At 65.3% G+C, this 18,113-nt stretch carries 15 protein-coding genes, 1 tRNA gene and 1 pseudogene; 10 read left to right on the top strand and 7 right to left on the bottom strand.

Annotated elements, in window-relative coordinates:
* Positions 1–24: 24 nt before the first annotated feature.
* Positions 25–1,446 carry a glutamate--tRNA ligase gene (gene gltX / locus ACP69S_RS07890; protein ID WP_425996025.1) on the bottom strand — a complete coding sequence of 474 codons (1,422 nt, stop codon included), beginning with the start codon at positions 1,444–1,446 and terminating at the stop codon, positions 25–27.
* Between the two features lie 115 nt (positions 1,447–1,561).
* Here gltX and ACP69S_RS07885 point away from each other — a divergent pair, with 115 nt between their 5' ends.
* On the top strand, positions 1,562–3,631 hold the full coding sequence (locus tag ACP69S_RS07885; protein ID WP_425996287.1) for a ComEC/Rec2 family competence protein: 2,070 nt from the start codon (positions 1,562–1,564) through the stop codon (positions 3,629–3,631).
* A 60-nt stretch (positions 3,632–3,691) separates the two neighbouring features.
* Positions 3,692–4,567: pseudogene (locus ACP69S_RS07880) on the top strand (isocitrate lyase/PEP mutase family protein).
* Here the strand turns inward: ACP69S_RS07880 and ACP69S_RS07875 are convergent.
* Together ACP69S_RS07875 and ACP69S_RS07870 are read right to left on the bottom strand one after the other, a co-directional pair.
* Positions 4,564–5,202, bottom strand: a complete 639-nt coding sequence (locus ACP69S_RS07875) for a DsbA family oxidoreductase (protein ID WP_425996024.1) — start codon at positions 5,200–5,202, stop codon at positions 4,564–4,566. The pseudogene ACP69S_RS07880 and the gene ACP69S_RS07875 overlap by 4 nt on opposite strands.
* 8 nt (positions 5,203–5,210) lie before the next feature.
* Entirely contained in the window at positions 5,211–6,536 is a 1,326-nt protein-coding gene (locus ACP69S_RS07870) for a diguanylate cyclase domain-containing protein (protein ID WP_425996285.1), read from the bottom strand.
* A gap of 826 nt (positions 6,537–7,362) precedes the next feature.
* On the opposite strand from ACP69S_RS07870, the gene ACP69S_RS07865 reads away from it, so the two are divergent.
* Together ACP69S_RS07865 and ACP69S_RS07860 are read left to right on the top strand one after the other, a co-directional pair.
* Complete coding sequence (locus ACP69S_RS07865; protein WP_425996023.1) at positions 7,363–8,490, top strand: CaiB/BaiF CoA transferase family protein; 1,128 nt, start codon at positions 7,363–7,365, stop codon at positions 8,488–8,490.
* 231 nt (positions 8,491–8,721) lie between these two features.
* On the top strand, positions 8,722–9,669 hold the full coding sequence (locus ACP69S_RS07860; RefSeq protein ID WP_425996022.1) for a YihY/virulence factor BrkB family protein: 948 nt from the start codon (positions 8,722–8,724) through the stop codon (positions 9,667–9,669).
* On the opposite strand, the gene ACP69S_RS07855 is transcribed toward ACP69S_RS07860, so the two are convergent.
* The 4 genes from ACP69S_RS07855 to ACP69S_RS07840 all read right to left on the bottom strand — a co-directional run bounded on the left by ACP69S_RS07855 (position 9,641) and on the right by ACP69S_RS07840 (position 11,663).
* Positions 9,641–9,874, bottom strand: coding sequence for a sulfurtransferase TusA family protein (locus ACP69S_RS07855; protein WP_425996021.1), 234 nt, complete (start codon positions 9,872–9,874; stop codon positions 9,641–9,643). The genes ACP69S_RS07860 and ACP69S_RS07855 overlap by 29 nt on opposite strands.
* The gene (locus ACP69S_RS07850) at positions 9,867–10,607 is read right to left on the bottom strand and encodes a pseudouridine synthase (protein ID WP_425996020.1); all 741 of its coding nucleotides are present in this window, start codon (positions 10,605–10,607) and stop codon (positions 9,867–9,869) included. The genes ACP69S_RS07855 and ACP69S_RS07850 overlap by 8 nt, the downstream gene beginning before the upstream one ends.
* Positions 10,604–11,515, bottom strand: coding sequence for a class I SAM-dependent methyltransferase (locus ACP69S_RS07845; protein WP_425996019.1), 912 nt, complete (start codon positions 11,513–11,515; stop codon positions 10,604–10,606). The genes ACP69S_RS07850 and ACP69S_RS07845 overlap by 4 nt, the downstream gene beginning before the upstream one ends.
* 58 nt (positions 11,516–11,573) lie before the next feature.
* Positions 11,574–11,663: transfer RNA gene (locus tag ACP69S_RS07840), tRNA-Ser, on the bottom strand.
* Positions 11,664–11,768: 105 nt separating this feature from the next.
* On the opposite strand from ACP69S_RS07840, the gene ACP69S_RS07835 reads away from it, so the two are divergent.
* From ACP69S_RS07835 to ACP69S_RS07810, 6 genes are all read left to right on the top strand, one after another.
* Entirely contained in the window at positions 11,769–12,677 is a 909-nt protein-coding gene (locus ACP69S_RS07835; RefSeq protein ID WP_425996018.1) for a septal ring lytic transglycosylase RlpA family protein, read from the top strand.
* A gap of 54 nt (positions 12,678–12,731) precedes the next feature.
* Positions 12,732–13,358: a dTMP kinase gene (tmk, locus tag ACP69S_RS07830; protein ID WP_425996017.1), complete on the top strand. Its 627-nt coding sequence runs from the start codon at positions 12,732–12,734 to the stop codon at positions 13,356–13,358.
* Positions 13,359–14,363 (top strand): DNA polymerase III subunit delta', encoded by a 1,005-nt coding sequence (locus ACP69S_RS07825; protein ID WP_425996016.1) that lies wholly within the window; start codon positions 13,359–13,361, stop codon positions 14,361–14,363.
* Positions 14,360–15,148 carry a TatD family hydrolase gene (locus ACP69S_RS07820; RefSeq protein WP_425996015.1) on the top strand — a complete coding sequence of 263 codons (789 nt, stop codon included), beginning with the start codon at positions 14,360–14,362 and terminating at the stop codon, positions 15,146–15,148. The genes ACP69S_RS07825 and ACP69S_RS07820 overlap by 4 nt, the downstream gene beginning before the upstream one ends.
* A complete protein-coding gene (locus tag ACP69S_RS07815; RefSeq protein ID WP_425996014.1) occupies positions 15,145–15,951 on the top strand; it encodes an MBL fold metallo-hydrolase in 807 nt (268 codons plus the stop codon). Before ACP69S_RS07820 ends, ACP69S_RS07815 begins: the two co-directional genes overlap by 4 nt.
* Positions 15,952–16,343: 392 nt before the next feature.
* A complete protein-coding gene (locus ACP69S_RS07810) occupies positions 16,344–17,642 on the top strand; it encodes an ISNCY family transposase (protein WP_425996013.1) in 1,299 nt (432 codons plus the stop codon).
* Positions 17,643–18,113: the final 471 nt, after the last annotated feature.

The raw sequence follows: 18,113 nt of genomic DNA, 5'->3' as shown, positions 1-18,113 counted from the left end.
TTTCGCGAGTGCGTTATAGGCGCCTCATGCGCGCACAGCTAGCGCGTCGTCAAGACGGCCGAGGCTCTCCTCCCGACCTAACGCAGTCATGATCTTATTCAGGTCGGGCGCCTGGGCGCCGCCGGTCAAGACGCCACGCAGTGGCGGGCCGAACTTGCCAAAGCCGACACCCTCGGATTCCGCGAAGGATTTCAACAGGGTTCCGAGTTCGTCGACGCTCCAAACTGGCGTCTGAGCCAAGCGGTCACGCAGACGCGTCAGACGATCGATCGTCTCCTCGTTCAATTGCTTGAGGGTCTTCTCCTCAAGCTCCAGCCGACGGACTTTCAGCGCAAATGCGCAGTGCTCGGCCAACTCCAGGATCGTCTTGGCCCCTTCCTTGACCTGCGGCACGACCGCCAGCAGACGAGCTGCGGCGTCCGAGGGCAGACTGGCGCCCTGGGCCACCAGCGCCTTCAGGACCAGGCCGGCCAGGCGAGAATCGTCGGCCACGCGGAGGTGCTGGCTGTTGATGTGGTTGAGCTTGGCCCAGTCGAGGCGAGCGGGGGCCTTGACCACGTCCTTGACGTCGAACCAGTCGATGGCCTGATCGTCGTTGAAGACCTCGTCGTCGCCGTGACCCCAGCCCAGACGCGCCAGATAGTTGCGCAGGCCCTCGGGGATATAGCCCATGTCCGCGAACTCGCCGACCGCTTGGGCGCCGTGACGCTTCGACAGCTTGGCGCCGTCGGGGCCGTGGATCAGGGGGATATGGGCGAAGGCCGGCAGTTCCCAGTCCATCGCCTGATAGATCAGGGTCTGGCGGGCGGCGTTGTTCAGATGGTCGTCGCCCCGGATCACGTGGGTGACGCCCATGTCGTGGTCGTCGACCACCACGGCGAGGTTATAGGTCGGCGCGCCGTCAGCTCGCAGCAGCACAAGATCGTCGAGGTCGGTGTTCTTGAAGGTCACGGGCCCCTTCACGAGGTCGTCGACCAGGGTCTCGCCGTCGGCCGGCCCCTTGAAGCGGATCACGTGCGGCGCCGACGGATCGGCGGGCGGAGGCGCGTCGCGCCAGGGCGAGCGGATCGCATGGCCTTCGGCGCGGGCTTTCTCGCGCGCGACTTCCAGTTCCTCGACCGTCATCCAGCAGCGATAGGCGCGGCCGCGCTCCAGCAATTGCTTGACTACCTCAGCGTGGCGCGGCGCGCGGGTGTGCTGAAACACCGGTTCTTCGTCCGATGTCAGGCCCAGCCAGTCCAGCCCCTCGAAGATCGCCGCGACGGCGGCTTCGGTCGAGCGCTCGCGATCGGTGTCCTCGACGCGAAGAAGGAACTTCCCACCCGTATGGCGTGCATATAACCAGTTGAACAGCGCTGTGCGTGCGCCGCCGATATGCAGAAAGCCGGTAGGCGATGGGGCGAAGCGCGTGACCACGGCGCGGTCGGTGGAGGAGGGGTTCGACATCGAACTCAATGCTGAAAGGCAGGACGCCGCCGAGACGGCCGGGATCGCGCGCCGAGGCGCGGCTTGGGCGGCGCGTCTTAGCACGGCGGTTCGCGCATGGCCTAGTCCGGCGACGATGTTCCGCGCCCTGCGCGACGAGACGAGCGCGAATCTGGATCGCTGGGTTCTGTGGAGTCCGGTCTGGTTCGGGTTGGGCGCGGCCGCATATCTTGAGGCTCCGGTCGAGCTTCCGCTACCGGTCCTCGGGCTCCTCACCGGAACCGGGGTGGCGCTCTGGTGGCTGTCGCGTTCCTCGCCACGAATCCTGACCATTCTGGCCGCTTTGTTCGCCTTCACGATGGCCGGCGGGCTGGCGGCGAAGATCCGCAGTGATCAAGTCAGCGCGCCGGTGATCGACGGCGAGCGTGCGCCCCGCCGGCTGGAAGGTTTCGTGGTCGATGTCGTCAGTCCGGGCGCGGGCGGACCTCGATTGCTCATCGCGCCTGTCGCCGTCAGTGGCCTTGCGCCGAACAAGACACCAATACGGGTCCGGGTCACCATCGACTCCATCGATCTGGTCGAGCCGGGCGACGCGGTGCGGATGCGGGCGATTCTCGGGCCACCGCCGCCTCCGGCTGCGCCAGGCTCCTACGACTTCGCGCGGGACGCCTGGTTCAACGCCATCGGAGGCGTTGGATTTTCACTGGGCGACATCGATAGGACTCAGCTGGATCCGCCGCCCTGGCGACTGCGGGCAACGATGGCGGTCAACGCCTTTCGCTGGCGGCTGGCCGAGCGGATCGTCTCCCACATGGGTCCGGAAAGCGGCGGCATCGGCGCGGCCATGGTCACCGGCCACGAGGCCTGGGTCACGCCCGAGCAGACCGAAGCCATGCGCGCCTCGGGCCTGGCGCATATCCTCTCGATTTCGGGCCTGCACATGGCCATCGTCGGCGGCTTCGTCTTCGGCCTGACCCGGCTTGTGATCGCGGCGTGGCCGTGGCTGGCTTTGCGCGCCCCCGGCAAGAAGATCGCGGCCGTTGCGGGTCTTGTCGCCGTAGCCCTCTATCTCGTGATCTCCGGCGCGCCGCCACCGGCCGAGCGCGCGGCCATCACCGCCGGCGTAGCCTTCGCGGCCATACTGTTCGACCGCCAGGCCGTGACACTCCACGGCCTGGCCTTGGCGGCGCTGATTATCCTGGCGCGGCAGCCAGAGGCGGCTGGCGCGCCAGGGTTCCAGATGTCGTTCGCGGCGACTGCGGCCTTGATCGCCTTGGCCGAAGCCTGGCCGAGGCCGATGCGCGAGATCTCGGTGCCCTGGCCGATCCGAGCGATCCAAGCCGTCGGAGCCTGGCTTGCGGTCAGTGTAGGCGCGAGCTTTGTCGCAGGCTTGGCCACCGGCCCTTTCGCCATGCAGCACTTCAACCGCGTGGCGATCTGGGGCTTGCCGGCCAATCTGATCGTGGCTCCCCTGTCGTCCTTTGTGATCATGCCATTCCTGGCCATCGGTACGGCTCTTGAAAGCGTGGGCTGGGGCGAGCCCTTCCTTCTGATCGCCGGATGGGGCGTCGAGGCCATGGTCTCTGTCGCCCGGAAGTTCGAGGCGCTTGGTGGGCAAGCCGTGATCGCCAGCGCGCCGCCTTTTACCCTCGTGGTTGCCTTCATTGGCCTGATGATCCTGTGCCTCTGGAGCGGACGTCTACGCTGGCTTGGCGCCCCGTTGGCCCTGGCTGTCGCTCTTTGGCCTCGGCCGACCGCGCCGGACGTCTGGATCGCCGCTGACGGCGCGACGGCTGCTGTTCGGCGCGGCGGTGAAGCGATCCTCCTGCGACCAGACAACCGGCGCTTCGGCGCCGAGCTCTGGGCGCGGCGGCGCGGCCTGGTGATTGGCGAGACGCGGGGGTTTGCCTGTTCGGGCTATGCCTGTCGGCCAGATGACGCCGCCCCGGTCGCCATCGCCCTCTCGTGGAGCCGCAAGGATGTTCCGGCGCAGACGCTCGGCGAGCTCTGCACGAGCGCTGAAATCATCGTCCTGCGGGGAGGTTTCGCGGGCGCGACCCCATCCAGCTGCGCGAATCGCACAGTCCTCAGCGCTCAGGACTTCGCCCTTGGCGGCGCGGCGGAACTCTATCGACGCGATACCGGATGGTGGGTTGTATGGGCGCAGCCGCTGCGAGGGCGGCGACCATGGTCGGCCTCGCGCTGACAGCTACTGTCACTCGCTGTCACGACCAGCCGGTATGTCTGGCGAAATTCGGAGGATTCCATGTCGTCGATCGATCTCGCCACCCGCCGCGCGGCCTTCCGCGCCCGGCATGACGACGGCTGTTTCACCCTGCCCAATCCGTGGGACGCAGGGAGCGCCAAGCGCCTGCAGAAGCTGGGCTACAAGGCGCTGGCCTCGACCAGCGCCGGTCCGGCATGGGCGCTGGGTCAGGAAGATGGCGGGCTAGAGCCCTTTCCGACCTGATGGCTTCATCAGGGTCGGGCGAAAAGGGCTCTAAATCAAAAGTTTAGAGCATTTTTCGATCCGATAACCGTTTCACACTTATCGGAAAATGCTCTAACGCGCGATCAGGTCCTGGACCACCTGCGTATGCTCTGCGCGGCCACCGATCTCCCAGTGAACGCAGATTTCGAGGCGGGTTTTGCTGATGATCCCGGAGGCGTCGCGGAGAGCGTGCGACTTGCCATTGAGACGGGCGTCGCTGGCCTGTCCATTGAGGATCGCATCGGCCGTGATCTCTATGAACCTTCAGTCGCGGTCGAGCGGATCAAGGCTGCGCGAGCCGCCATCGACGCCAGCGGCGAGGATGTGATCCTGGTCGGGCGAACTGAAGGCTTCCTGATCGGGCGCGAGGATCTGTCGCCGACCATCGACCGTCTGGTGGCCTATGCCGAGGCCGGCGCCGACTGTTTGTACGCGCCCGGCGTGATCGACCTCGCTTCTGTCGCGGAGATCGTCAAGGCCGTCGCTCCCAGGCCTGTGAACGTCCTGATGGCCTGGCCCGGCCAATCGGTCGCGCCGCTGGCGGATGTCGGCGTGCGTCGGGTCAGTGTCGGCGCGGCCTTGGCGGGCGCCGCCTGGGCTGGATTCGACGCGGCGGCCCGTATGCTGGCCGAAGAGGGAAAGTTGCCCTAGGCGCCGATCGCCTGATCGATGGCTTCGGCGATCCGTTCAGGTGATTCCGCCCCGACGACCGCGACCTTGCCGCCAAAGATCACATAGGGCACCCCGGTCACGCCGCCTTGCACCGCCATGGAATGCTCGCGAGCCACCGACTCCTTGTCGGCGCCCTCTGATAGCAACTGCAGCACCACCAGCCGCTCCATGCCAGCGGTTTCGGCGATATCGGCCAAGACCATGGGATCGCCGATGTCGCGGCCATGCGTGAAATAGGCCGCAAACAGCGCCTCGACCACGAGATCCTGAACGCCAGCCGTGAGCGCCCAACGGATCAGTCGATGCGCGGCGTTGGTGTTGGGAGACTTGTCGATGGCTGCAAAGTCGAAGGTGATCCCATCGTCGGCGCCGCCAGAGACCAAGGCCTCGTGAACGACCTTCAGGCGCTCCGGGTCCTTGAACTTGGCCGCCATGTAAGCCTTGCGATCCACGCCTTCCTCGGGAAGCGTCGGGTCCAGCTGATAGGGCCTCCAGATCAGCTTGGCCTCGATATCCGGACGCAGGGCCACGGCCGCCTTCACGCGTCGCCAGCCCAGATAGCACCAAGGGCAGACCACATCGGCGACCACGTCCACGATCATGGGCTGGCTCATCGCGCTTCTCAGCTGGCTTCGCGTTGCAGCGCCCGGGCGGCGGCGCGTTCCAGGGCCTTGACCGCGCCTTCGCCGCCCTCGATCTGAGCGACGCCGATGTCGAACTCGCAGACGAACGGCGGGCGGTCCTCGCCGGCGTCGAAGGCGGTGCAGCCTATGACGGCCGCGATGCGCTCGGCAGCGGCGCGGGCGGCGTTCTGGTTGGTCGCCGGCAGGGCCAAAGCGAAGACCTCGGGCGCCAGGCGGGCGGCGGTGTCTTCGACACGGACCAAGCGCCCGACCATCGAGCCGATCTGCGGAATGGCGCGATCCAGCCAGCCGTTCTGCCGGGCCCAGACGGCCTCGGGCTTGTCGGCGACCCGCAGGACGCAGATCGACAGCGGACGCGATCGCTCGCGGGCTGCGGCCGTCAGGCGCGCCAGGTGGGCGGCGAACAGGTCGCGGGTGAAGAGGCCCGTGGCGGCGTCCATCAGACCCGAGCTGCGCGCCTTCTCCAGCGCGCCCCGGATCGACTCGCCCCGCCGATAGTTGCGGGCCAGCTCCATCACGCGGCGTGCGGTCTCGACCTCGGCCGTCTCAGGGGATGCGACGTCGGAAACGCCCCGATGGAAGGCCTCCGACATGGTCACATAGCTCTCGGCCTTCAGATAGAGCATGGCCGGGATGTGGAAGAGACGCGTGTTGCGGCGCATGCCGGCCGCGATCGACAGGGCTTCCTGCTGATTGTCTCCGGCCCAAAGCACCACGGAGTCGAAGGCCCGCTCGTGCAGGTAGTCGAAGGCGGTATAGGCGGTGAAGGCGCCAACCACCTCGGCGCCGCTGCGCTTGAGGGCGTTGGACAGGGCCAGGAACTGCGGGGCCGGTTCGCCGACCGCCAGGATGCGGAACGGAGAGGGTTGCGGCTCGGGCAGGTCCATCCGGCGGCCGCGCTCGCCGAAGGTTTCGAGCCGCAGCTCGAACTCTTCCTCGGCAATGGCTGTGCGAACCAGCGATTCCAGCCGCAAAGCCGCCTGTGACGGATGCAGGGGGGGCGAGAGGGTGAGGTCGAAGGCCTGGCTCTGCTGTCCGCCGTCGAGTTCGCCGATGGCGATCACGGGCAGTCGGCGCGGCGCGACGGCCGCCTTCAGGCGCCGGGCCAGCGATCGGGTGTCCGGGCCAGCGCTGGCCAGATCGACGATCACGGCCTCGATGGGCAGGTCGCCGAGCGCGGCGAGGGCGGCATAAGGCCCCCGCGCGGTGATCGTACGCCAGCCGAGCCGATCCAGCCCCTCGGCCAGGGGGCCTGCGCGCAAATCGTCGCGCGCCACGATTAGGATTCGGGCGTCTACCGCCACACTTACCTCCGACCCGAAACCCGTCGAACCTAGATCGACATCGACCATCCAGATTCGACGCTGCAACATAGCAGAGGCTCTAGCCGGAGATAGGGATGGAACGCCGCAGGGACGAGACAGTCGTGACATGCCGCCGATTGGGTCGAGCACGGGGATAGACGCGCTTCCATCATCCGCGTTCGCGAGACAAACCTGTTCGAGATCAATGGCTTGAAATTAAATGGAGCGCGCCAATCCTCAGCGTTCAAACCTCCCGCATAATCATAGCTGTCCCCGTCGCAGGGGGAGGGCGCCTGGTACCGGCCTGATGCGGCGACGGGTGATGAAGCTGAGCGGGGCCACGCGGTCACGCGGCGGGGACGATGGTGGTCTGTTCGTTGGATTGATCCGGGACCACCGGACCACTCGCAGGTGAGACAGCGCGGAATAAAGGAGGGCGGGGGTCAGAAGCCGCCTATCGCACATCGTCGGCGTCGAGACGGATAGCCGATCGACGAGATGCGCGCCCGTCCGGGGGTTAATTGGGAATCAGAGCTGAAACTCACGCTCGTGTGCCCCGATCCTCACGGTCAAGAACAGCTTGGCGAAGCGGACAGGTCGAACCGAAACGCAAAAAACACATCACGGTCATCCGGGTTCGCCCCGGCCGCTTCGCGCCTCCCCGACCAGCTCAGCGGCCAATGCCGCGTGAGGCCGAAGCCTCATGTCTTCTTACCTTCCCCATCAAAGGAAAAGTGGGTTTCCTGTAACCCCTTGCATGACCGAACGTCAGCGCCGGTCTAACCCATTCGAACGACCGCATTGAAAGGTCGATATGGAGGACGCCATGGGCCAGGGGCCGCTTTCAGGATTGAAGATCGTGGAGTTCGCCGGGATCGGCCCGGGTCCGTTTTGCGGCATGCTGCTGTCCGACCTCGGCGCTGATGTCGTGCGGATCGACCGCAAGGGAGCGGGGCGAGGTTCTCCGGCGGATGTCACCGCACGCGGACGCAGGTCGGTAGCGCTGGACCTGAAAAATCCTGCTTCCATCGAGACTTGTCTGAAACTCCTGGAAAGCGCCGACGGCCTGATCGAGGGCTTCCGTCCCGGGGTCATGGAGCGGCTTGGCCTGGGTCCGGACGTCGCCTTGGCCCGCAATCCAAAGCTCGTCTATGGCCGGATGACGGGCTGGGGGCAGTTTGGCCCCTACGCCAAGGCCGCCGGCCACGACATGAACTACATCGCCATCACCGGCGCGCTGGACGCCATCGGCACGACGGACAAGCCCGTGCCGCCCCTGAACCTGGTCGGCGATTTTGGTGGCGGGGCGCTCTATCTGGCCTTCGGCCTGTTGGCTGGCGTGATCCACGCCCGCGCCACCGGGCAGGGGCAGGTCATCGATTGCGCCATGAGCGACGGCGCAGCCTCGCTGATGGCGATGTTCTATGGCTTCAAGGCCGGCGGCATGTGGAGCGAGGGGCGGCGGTCCAACCTGCTCGACGGCGGCGCCCACTTCTACGACACCTATCAATGCAGCGACGGCGGCTGGATCTCCATCGGATCGATCGAGCCGCAGTTTTATCTGCTGCTGCTGGAAAAGACCGGCATCACCGATCCGCAGTTCCAGCACCAGATGAGCCGCGAGGAATGGCCCGAGCTTCGCGACAAGCTCGCCGCCGTGATCGCCACCAAGACCCGCGATGAATGGTGCGACCTGATGGGCGGCACTGACGTCTGTTTTGCGCCGGTCCTGTCGATGGAAGAGGCTCCCAAGCACGCACACAACGCCGCGCGGGAAACCTTCGTCGAGGTCTCGGGTGTCATGCAGCCCGCGCCTGCACCGCGCTTCTCGGCGACGCCCGGCAAGATTCAGGGGCCTCCGCCCAAGGTTGGCGGCGACAATGACACGGCACTGGCCGACTGGGGTTTCTCGGCCGAGGCTATTGCGCATCTGAAGTCCAGCGGAGCGCTCTGAAAGCTGTCGCTCAGCCTATCGCCGCCGTTCAGCGTGGGTTCAGCCGCCGGGCACTAGATTGATTGCATACCGGGCGTCGCGCCATCCGTCCCTCGATGTGGCGTTCGGTTTCAGGCTTTGTCCTGCGGAGACGCGTCGCCTTCCCTGAGGCGGCGCGTCTTTGTCGTTTTGCTTGGGGGTCGTCTCGGCCCGGGGTTGCGCCCGGCGCCCGGCGCGGGCAGGTTCCGGCCGATGCAAGACCCCCAACCCATCCGCTGGCGCGACCTAGATCTGGATCCGATCCACTGGGCGCGAGAGGTCCTGCGCGTCCTGGGCCTGGCTCTGTCGCGGCTCTGGGGGCGCGACGTCATGCTCTATGTCGGCGGCGTGTCGTTCTTCGCTCTGCTGGCGGTCTTTCCGGGTCTGGCGATTCTCATCGGCCTCTACAGCCTGCTGCTGACGTCCGAGCAGGCTGCGGCGCAAGCCAAGAACCTCGCTGATCTGATGCCGTCAGGCGCACGAGCGATGTTTGAAAGCGAGCTTACCCGCCTGGCCCACGCGCCGGAGCAGGCCGTGTCGGCCCAAAGCGCGGTCGTTCTGGTAATCGGCGCCTACGCGGCCCATCGGGGGTTCAAGGCGCTTCTGGCTGGCCTGTCCTTCATCCACAACGAAGAAGATCAGCGCGGCTTTGTCGGTTTCAACCTGATGGCTCTGTTTGTCCTGATCGCGGCCTTCGCGCTGCTATTTGTGATGTCGGGCGTCTTCCTGACCTTCCGACTGCTCGGCAGCGCCCTGCATCTGCGCCCGCTGGAAGGCGTCTCATGGATCCAGAGCGAGTGGACATGGGCCAGCCTGGGCGTGGTGATCGGCATGACGCTAATCTATCGCTACGCCATGTCCCGCGCGCCGGTCGGGTGGCGAGCTTCGATAGCCGGCGGCCTCGCCGCAGCTGTGCTCTGCCTGTTTATGTCCTCGGCCAGCGCCTTCTATGTCGAGAAGGTTGCGCAGTTGGGCGCCACCTACGGCTCGATCTCGGCAGTGATCATCTTCCTGATCTGGCTGTCGTGGAGCGTAAACGCGATCTTTCTTGGCGGGGCCCTGGCCACGGAAGTGGAGATCGCCCTGGACGAACGTCCCCGCGTGCTCGTCGAGGGCCGGCGCGGGGTGACGCTCAAGACGCCTTCAACACCAAAAAGCTGATCGCTCCGGCGTCTTCGTCGGTGATCGAGATCACCGCAGCGCCGGCGCTGACGGCGAAGTGCGGCACGTCAATGCGCGCCATCGGATCATCGGCGATCAATCGCACCTGACCGCCTGCCGGCGCGGTTTCCAGGGCCCGTCTCAGGCGGAGTGTCGGCACCGGGCAACGATGGCCCCGGGCATCGACCAGGATCGGCTCATTCATCGCCGAAGACCTTCTCCGCCTCGGCGGCGCTCAGTATCCGGTGCTGTCCGGGCTCCAGGTCTTCAGGCAGAACCAGGCCGCCGACGCTCTCACGATGAAGTTCGACCACGTGGTTGCCGGCGGCCGCAAACATCCGCCGCACCTGATGATAGCGCCCCTCGGTGATGGTCAGGCGGGCGTGGTGCGGGTCGATCACGGCCAGTTCGGCCGGCAGCAACGGCTTTTCTTCGCCTTCGAGCATCAGTTCGCCGGACGAGAACAGCGAGCCTTCGGAACCCTTTAGCGGGCGATCCAAGGTCGCCAGATAGGTCTTGGGCACATGGCGCCTGGGCGAGATCACCCGGTGCAGATAGTCCCCGTCGTCGGTGATCAGGATCAGGCCCGAGGTGTCCTTGTCCAGCCGCCCCACAGTCGAGAGACCCGGATCGCGGATCTGCCAGCGCTTGGGCAGCAGGCCGTAGATCCGCTCGCCGTCTTCCTTGTGCGAGCACACCACGCCGAGCGGCTTGTGCATGATCAGCACCAGCGGGGCAGGCGGATCGACAGGGCGGTCCCTGATCATCATGCGCTGGGGAAGATCGGCGGTTACAGCGACCTTGGTCCCGACGTCTTTCAGAATATTGCCGTCCAGCACCACCTTGCCGCCGGAGATCAACGCCTGGACATCCTTGCGACTACCGTAGCCCAGATTGGCCAACAGCCGGTCAAGGCGGGCCATCAGGGCCTTGGTCACTTGCGGGCCTCGTAGACCTTGTAGCCATTGGTCTCGCCGGCGAGACGCACCTTGGCGAAGTGTTCGTTCAGGATCGCCTCGTAGGGCAGGTGGCGATTGGCGACAATCCACAGGTCACCGCCCTTGCGCAGGCTGGCGGCGGCCGTCTTGATGAAGGCCTGACCCAGAGACCGATCCTCGCCGCCGGTCTCGTGGAACGGCGGATTGGTGGCGACGAAGTCGAGCTTTTCCAGCGACGCGGCGGCCTGGCGAACATCGTCCCAGACGAATTCAGCGCGGGAATCTTCGATATTGCGGCAGGCTGCGTCGATGGCGCGTCGATCCAGGTCGACCAGGGTCAGCTTGGTCACTTTCGGCGACGCCAGAACGCTGCGCGCCAGCCAGCCGATGCCGCATCCGAAGTCTGCGCCGACGCCGGACAGCGGTGGCAGGGTGTTCAGCAGCAAGGCCGTGCCCGGGTCCAGGCGATCCCAGCTGAAGACGCCGGGTTGAGTCCACAGGTCATCGGACGCCCGTCGAGGCGCGCCGGCTTCGATTGCCTCGCTTAGCCCTGCCGGTTCCACAGGACGAAGAGCGACGCAGATACGGTTGTGTTTCTTAGAGCTTTCGCCAACGACGCAACCGAAGGCCTCCAGCTCCTTTTTCAGGCGCAACCCACCGCGATCCTTTGGACCAAACGCCGTCAGACGACCTTCGACAGCCAGTGCCCGTAGCGCATGTGCAAGGACGAAGCGTCGCTCGACGACGCCGGCCGGGGCGCGAATCGTAATGGCGTCCAGGGATTGGTCCGGGATCGCAGCCAGATCCGTCGCGCCGATCACCATAGGAGAGACCTGAATCGCGTCGGCGGCGACCGGAGCCAGATCGTGATCGGCCAGGCCGTAGAACGCGGTGCGAGCTGTAGACATCGGAATCCTGGACTTCCGCCGCGCCAGATTCTGCGAGTCCAGCGCGGCGGGGAAGGGGTGGCGGACAGAGTGGGATTCGAACCCACGGTAGACTTTCACCTACGGCGGTTTTCAAGACCGCTGCCTTAAACCACTCGGCCATCTGTCCGGAGCGAGCGGCTATAACAGCGCGCTGTCACCTTAACCAGACTTCAAAACAACTGATGCATCATCTACGCTCGGAAGGGCTCGCCCGCGTCGGAAAGACGTCAGCATGGTTGTGGAACAGCATCTCTGGCGCGGCCTGCGCCTTGCAAGCCTCGTGGCCCTTGTCGCCGCGAGTCTCGTCGCCTGCGCGACCCCAAAGCCGCGCCTCGACACGCGTATCGACAACAAGCGTCACGTCGCATCCTCGCCACGCGGCCCCATGGTGTCACCGTCTGGAAAACCTTTGAGAGGAACGGAAAAGCCATATCAGATCAGAGGCATCTGGTATTATCCTCAAGCCGATCCCGACTACGACATCAAAGGTGTTGGCTCTTGGTATGGCGAGCAATTCCACAACCGCAGTACGGCCAACGGCGAGATCTTCGACATGGACGCCCTGTCGGCGGCCCACAAGACCTTGCCCTTACCTAGCCTTGTCGAGGTGACCAACCTCGACAACGGCCGCAAGATGGTGGTGCGTGTTAATGATCGGGGACCGTTCGTGGGCGACCGGGTGATCGACCTCTCGCGCGCGGCGGCCGACAAGCTGGGCTATCGCCGTCAGGGTGTCGCGCGCGTTCGGGTTCGCTACATCGGTCCCGCGCCAAAGACCGCATTCGACACCCGACGGTATGCGCAGGCGCCGCAGCCGCAACCGCCGCGCCGGGATCCTCCGCTTGATGCCGGCCCAATGGCTTGGCCAGACGAGCCCCCGCCGGTGCGCGTGCAAGTGATCCCGAGCCGTCAAGCTGGTTTCAAAGTTCAGGCGGGATCGTTCTCGAGCCGGGAAAATGCCGAACGGGCGGTCGCTCAGTTGCAAAGCGCCGGGCTGGCCGTGATCGAGCCCATGGCGCGCGCCAGCGGCACCCTTTACCGCGTCACCGTTTCGGCCGGCGAGGATGAAGGTCAGGCTTGGTCGCTGCGTGATCGCGTCGTGGCGCTGGGCTATTCCGGGGCGACTGTTCTGCGTCCCTGATCGCGCGTCGCGAGGCCACTGGACAAGCGTCGCGATCCGGTCGAATTGAGGCCGGTGACACGCGGTTCATTCATCAGTTTCGAGGGCGGGGAGGGGGCTGGAAAGTCCACCCAGATCCGTCGCCTGGCCGATCGCCTGACGGCGGCCGGCTTTGACGTCGTGCTGACCCGCGAACCGGGCGGAAGCCCTGGCGCCGAGACGATCCGCGACCTGCTGGTCAATGGCGACGCGGACCGCTGGTCGGCGGTCACCGAGACCCTCCTGATGTATGCTGCACGGCGCGACCATCTGGAGCGCGTCATCCGTCCCGCCCTGGCTCGCGGTGCGATGGTGCTGTGCGACCGGTTCGCCGACTCCACCCGCGCCTATCAGGGCGCTGGTGGCGATGCGCCGGCCTCCCTGATCGCAGCGCTTGAGGATCATGTCCTGGCAGGTTCGATCCCGGACCTAACACTGATCTTCGATATTCCTGCCCTGATCGGCCTCGACCGCGCGGCGTCTCGGGGCGGTGCGGCGCGCTTTGAATCTAAGGGCCTGGAGTTCCATGAGCGCCTGCGCGCCGGTTTCCTCGCCATCGCCCAACGCGAACCCGAGCGCTGCGCCGTGATCGACGCCAACGCCACGCCGGACGCGGTGTTTGAGACGGTTTGGGCCGCCGTCTCGACCCGGCTCGACCTCTGAATGGACGCGCCTCCTCATCCTCGTGATGTCTATGGCCTGGAGGGGCTCGGCGATGCCGAAGCCTCCTTCCTCGACGCCCTGGCGCGAGGTCGCCTTCACCACGCTTGGTTGCTGGTCGGCCCGGAAGGCGTGGGCAAGGCGACACTGGCCTATCGCATGGCCCGCCGCCTGCTGGGCGCGCGACCCGATCCCGCGCATGGCCTGCTCGGCGCCGCGCCGTCCGACGTGGTCAGTCGACAGGTCGCCGCCCGCTCGCACCCCGATCTGATGGTGCTGGAGCGCGCCACCGACGACGGCAAGGCCCGCAAGTCCATCCCGGTCGACGAGGCGCGACGTCTGCCAGAGTTCTTTGCCAATTCGCCGGCGGTCTCGCCCTATCGCGTGGCGATCATCGACGCTGCCGACGATCTGAACGTCAACGCCGCCAACGCCGTGCTCAAGACACTGGAGGAGCCGCCGTCGCGGGGCGTCATCCTGCTGGTCAGCCACGCGCCGGGAAAGCTGCTGCCCACCATTCGCTCACGCTGCCGCCGGCTGGTCGTGCCCGCCCCGGGCGTCGAGGCCGCCACCAGCATGGTGGAGCAACGGGCGGGGCTGGATCACCGCGACGCCGAACGTCTGGCCCGGATGGCGCATGGCGCGCCGGGCAGGGCGTTGCAGTTGGCTTCTTCCGGCGCCCTGGCCATGGACGACGCCGCCAGCGAAATCCTGCGTGGTTTGCCTGCTATCGACGAAGCAGCCCTGTTGGCCATGGCCGACACCTTTCGCGGCGGCGAAGGCGCGGCCCGTTTCGAGCTGTTGTTCGAGCGCCTAGCCGATCAGGTTCACGCCATGACCACGCGCCTCGCGACAACGGGCTCATCGCCCGCCCTGGATCGCTGGGCTTCGGTCTGGGGTCGCCTGTCGCGTTGGCCGGGAGAGGCTGAAGCAATCAATCTGGATCGCGCCGATGTCTTCTGGAGCGCCATCTCGGACTTGCGTGCGGCGGCCAGGACGGCGATGTGAGCCGTATGCTCATCGACAGCCACGTCAATCTCCACGCTCACCAGTACGACGAAGACCGCGATGCGGTGATCGCCCGCGCCCGCGACGCCGGCATCGGCCTGATGGTCACCATCTGCGACAAGGTCTCATCTTTCGAGGCGGTCCACGCCATCGCGATGGCCGAGCCCGACATCTGGTGCACGGTCGGCACCCACCCCCATGAAGCCAGGGAAAATCCCGATCTAACGGTCGAGACCCTTGTGTCGCTGGCCGGTCGGCCGCGCGTCATCGGGATCGGCGAATGCGGCCTGGACTTTCATTACGATTTCTCGCCCCGGGATGTGCAGGCTCGAGTGTTCCGAGCCCATACCGCCGCCGCTCGCCAAACGGGTTTGCCGCTGGTTGTCCACACCCGCGAAGCCGACGAGGTGATGGCCCAGATCCTGGAAGAGGAGCATGCGCAAGGCGCGTTCAAGCTCCTGATGCACTGCTATACCAGCGGCCCGGAACTGGCGGCTCGCGCGGCCGCCCTGGGAGCCTGGTTCTCGGTCTCGGGTATCGCCACCTTCAAGGCGGCCGAGGCGGTCAGGGCGATCATTCGCGACATGCCGGCCGAGAAGATCATCGTCGAGACCGATTGCCCTTATCTGGCGCCCGTACCGATGCGAGGGCGTCGCAACGAACCGGCTTATCTTCCTCACATTGTTGATAAACTTGGCGATATTCGAGGCTGGACACGCGCCGAGACCGAAGCGCGCACCGAAGACGCGTTCTTCGCATTGTTCGACAGGATTCCGCGCCCGTGACCGGTTCGCTGGAATTTACGATCCTGGGTTCGGGCTCCTCTGGCGGCGTGCCGCGCGCCGACGGCGACTGGGGCGACTGCGATCCGGCCGAGCCTCGCAATCTGCGCACACGGTGCTCGCTACTGGTGCGTCGAAAGGGGGAGGGTGGCCCTCTTTCTGAAACGACGGTCGTGGTCGACACCTCGCCGGATTTTCGACTTCAGGCCGTCGCCGCTGGAGCCAGACGGATCGACGCCGCGCTCTTCACCCACGACCATGCCGATCAGGCCCATGGAATCGACGATCTAAGGCCGTTCTTCCTCAATCATCGCCGCAAGATCCCGACCTATATGGATGACGCGACGCGCGCCGGACTGACTCGTCGCTTCGACTATGTCTTTGAGACGCGCGGCGGTTATCCGGCCATATGCGAGCCGAAACCGTTGCCGCCCCACGGCGAGGCCTGGAGCCTGGACGGGCCAAGCGGTCATATCCCTGTCCTGAGCTTCGATCTGGATCACGGCAATATCCGATCTGTCGGCTTTCGGTTCGGCGGCGTAGCCTACACGCCCGATGTTGCGGCTATCCCGGAAGAAAGCTGGCCGGCGCTCGCAAACCTTGATGTCTGGATCGTCGACGCCCTGCGTTGGACCCCGCACCCGACCCACGCCCATGTGGACCTCGCTCTCGAATGGATCGCTCGCGCCAAGCCGCGCCGCGCGATTCTCACGAACCTCCATATCGATCTGGATTTCAACAGGTTGGCCGCGAAACTTCCGCTAGGCGTCGAGCCAGCGTTCGATGGAATGCGGATGATCCTCTGAGGAAGCCACACTTTGCAGGTGTCACGGGCCAAAATAGTTGTCCTGAAAACGTCAGTTAATGTCCTTCGTTTTGACCGCCGGGATTATTACGCGGCTACCAGCGCGCTCGAGATCTCACAAAAGACGCTGCAGCGCGATATTAAACGTGCGTCGAAGCAAACGACGTTTGACGAGCGGCTAAATGGCCATCAAATCTGACGGTTTTTGGGACAGCAACCAACGGGGTCATCAAATGTGGCCCGTGACAACAAGGCTGCGCGCGCATCTTGGTTATCGAATATTTTCCGATAATATACCTTAGACGCAATATGAGTGTAGCCGCCGGATAGTAATGTCACCCCCGTGCCAGTTAGAGATGTCACTCTCCCTCGATAACGCGGGAGGTCCTCCGGATGACGTTGTATTTCATGAGCGACAGAGAGCTGACGCGCCTTGAGGTTCTTCGCGATCTGACCAGTGGCAGGCTTACCGTTGCGGCAGCCAGCGAGCTCCTGGGACTGGAACGCCGACAAGTCCTGCGCCTCTCCAAGGCTTACCAGCAGCGAGGTGCGACGGCGCTGATCTCCAAGAAGCGTGGACGAACTAGCAATCGCGCGGCGCCGGCGGAGCTGAAGGCGCAGGCCCTAGATCTGGTTCGACAGAAGTATGCTGACTTCGGACCCACGTTGGCCGCCGAGAAGCTTAGAGAGGTTCACAGCATTTATGTTGGCCGTGAGACCCTCCGAACCTGGATGCTGGAAGCAGGCGTCTGGTCCGATCGTCAGAAGCGCCGGGGCAGAGTCTACCAGCCGCGCTATCGGCGAGAATGCGTCGGCGAGCTCATCCAGGTCGATGGGTCCGATCACTTCTGGTTCGAGGACCGCGCTGACAGCTGCACGCTGCTGGTCTTCATCGACGACGCCACCAGCCGGCTGATGCACCTGCAGTTCGTCCAGTCAGAGTCGACCTTCGCCTACTTCAACGCCACCCAGCGCTACCTGGAGGCCCACGGCAAGCCGATCGCGTTCTATACCGACAAGCATGCGGTCTTTCGGGTGAACAAGCCCGGCGGCCTCCATGGTGACGGCATGACCCAGTTCGGCCGCGCTCTCAAAGCCCTGAGCATCGAGATCATCTGCGCCAACTCCAGCCAGGCCAAGGGCCGGGTCGAGCGGGCCAACAAGACGCTGCAGGACCGGCTGGTGAAGGAGCTGCGGCTCGCCGGCGTCAGCTCGATGGACGACGGCAACGCCTTCCTGCCGAGCTTCATGGCCGACTACAACACGCGCTTCGCCAAGGCGCCATTCAACGACAAGGACCTGCACCGGCCCATGGCGCCGCGGGACCGATTGGATGAAGCCTTTACCTGGCGCGCTGAGCGGACCCTGTCGCAGTCGTTGACGCTTCAGTACGACAACATCCTTTTCATGATCGAGCCGTCCGAGTTCGCGCAAGGAGCGATCGGCCGGCGCGTCGAGGTCGTCGACTTTCCCGATGGCCGTCTGGAGATCCGCTACAAAGGCCGCAGCATGCCCTACCGGACCTTCGACAAGCTTCGTCGCGTCACCGAGACGGCGGTGATCGAGAACAAGCGGTTAGGTGGCCTTCTCACCCTCATCCGACAGAGCCAAGACGCCGGGCCACCCGGGGCACGCACCAGTAGAGGCCCCAAGCGCCGCGATCAGACCAACCATATGTTCGGGGTCGGCTGAGCCCCTACCCTCAACGTCCGGTTTCCGGCGACGGCCCGATTTCTGCACCCGACCCAAGTCGGACCTTGGCGGGCGCTGAGCAACAACGCTTAGACCCAGTAAATGCCCCGGCGCCAAGAGAATGATCTAGCCACCCTGACCTCGAAGCTCAACAGCATGTTCAGCAATCCAAGCTAAGAACAAATATTCGACCCGAGGGACCAGCGATGGCTACACTGCTTCCGCGGCGATCGTAGAGCGGAAGGCTGCTTCCATGGCCCCGACGCATTGTTGCGAGGTCCAGTGGAAACTTGCAGACCGCGCGAGGAGTGGCCACGTAGGCGGCAGCCTCACTCACTAGCGCCACCTCCCCGGGACGAAACGGAATAGCCTCGCTGATGTCCGCTCCAGCCCATTCCGAGCCAGCAATTTGAGCTAGACGACGCTCGCCACGCGAAGGAAGGATCTGCAGCTCGCTAAGCGGGCTGGTCC

This window comes from Caulobacter sp. DWR1-3-2b1 (assembly GCF_049895765.1).
In the GTDB taxonomy this organism is placed as follows: domain Bacteria; phylum Pseudomonadota; class Alphaproteobacteria; order Caulobacterales; family Caulobacteraceae; genus Caulobacter.
Note: the sequence above shows the minus strand (reverse complement) of the source record. Positions and strands in the feature narration are given on the sequence as shown.

Bases quoted from the DNA above. Each gene is read 5' to 3' on its own strand.
- gltX (WP_425996025.1), bottom strand. From the start codon at position 1,446: ATGTCGAACCCCTCCTCCACCGACCGCGCCGTGGTCACGCGCTTCGCC.
- ACP69S_RS07885 (WP_425996287.1), top strand. From the start codon at position 1,562: ATGTTCCGCGCCCTGCGCGACGAGACGAGCGCGAATCTGGATCGCTGG.
- ACP69S_RS07875 (WP_425996024.1), bottom strand. From the start codon at position 5,202: ATGAGCCAGCCCATGATCGTGGACGTGGTCGCCGATGTGGTCTGCCCT.
- ACP69S_RS07865 (WP_425996023.1), top strand. From the start codon at position 7,363: ATGGGCCAGGGGCCGCTTTCAGGATTGAAGATCGTGGAGTTCGCCGGG.
- ACP69S_RS07860 (WP_425996022.1), top strand. From the start codon at position 8,722: ATGCAAGACCCCCAACCCATCCGCTGGCGCGACCTAGATCTGGATCCG.
- ACP69S_RS07855 (WP_425996021.1), bottom strand. From the start codon at position 9,874: ATGAATGAGCCGATCCTGGTCGATGCCCGGGGCCATCGTTGCCCGGTG.
- ACP69S_RS07845 (WP_425996019.1), bottom strand. From the start codon at position 11,515: ATGTCTACAGCTCGCACCGCGTTCTACGGCCTGGCCGATCACGATCTG.
- ACP69S_RS07835 (WP_425996018.1), top strand. From the start codon at position 11,769: ATGGTTGTGGAACAGCATCTCTGGCGCGGCCTGCGCCTTGCAAGCCTC.
- ACP69S_RS07825 (WP_425996016.1), top strand. From the start codon at position 13,359: ATGGACGCGCCTCCTCATCCTCGTGATGTCTATGGCCTGGAGGGGCTC.
- ACP69S_RS07810 (WP_425996013.1), top strand. From the start codon at position 16,344: ATGACGTTGTATTTCATGAGCGACAGAGAGCTGACGCGCCTTGAGGTT.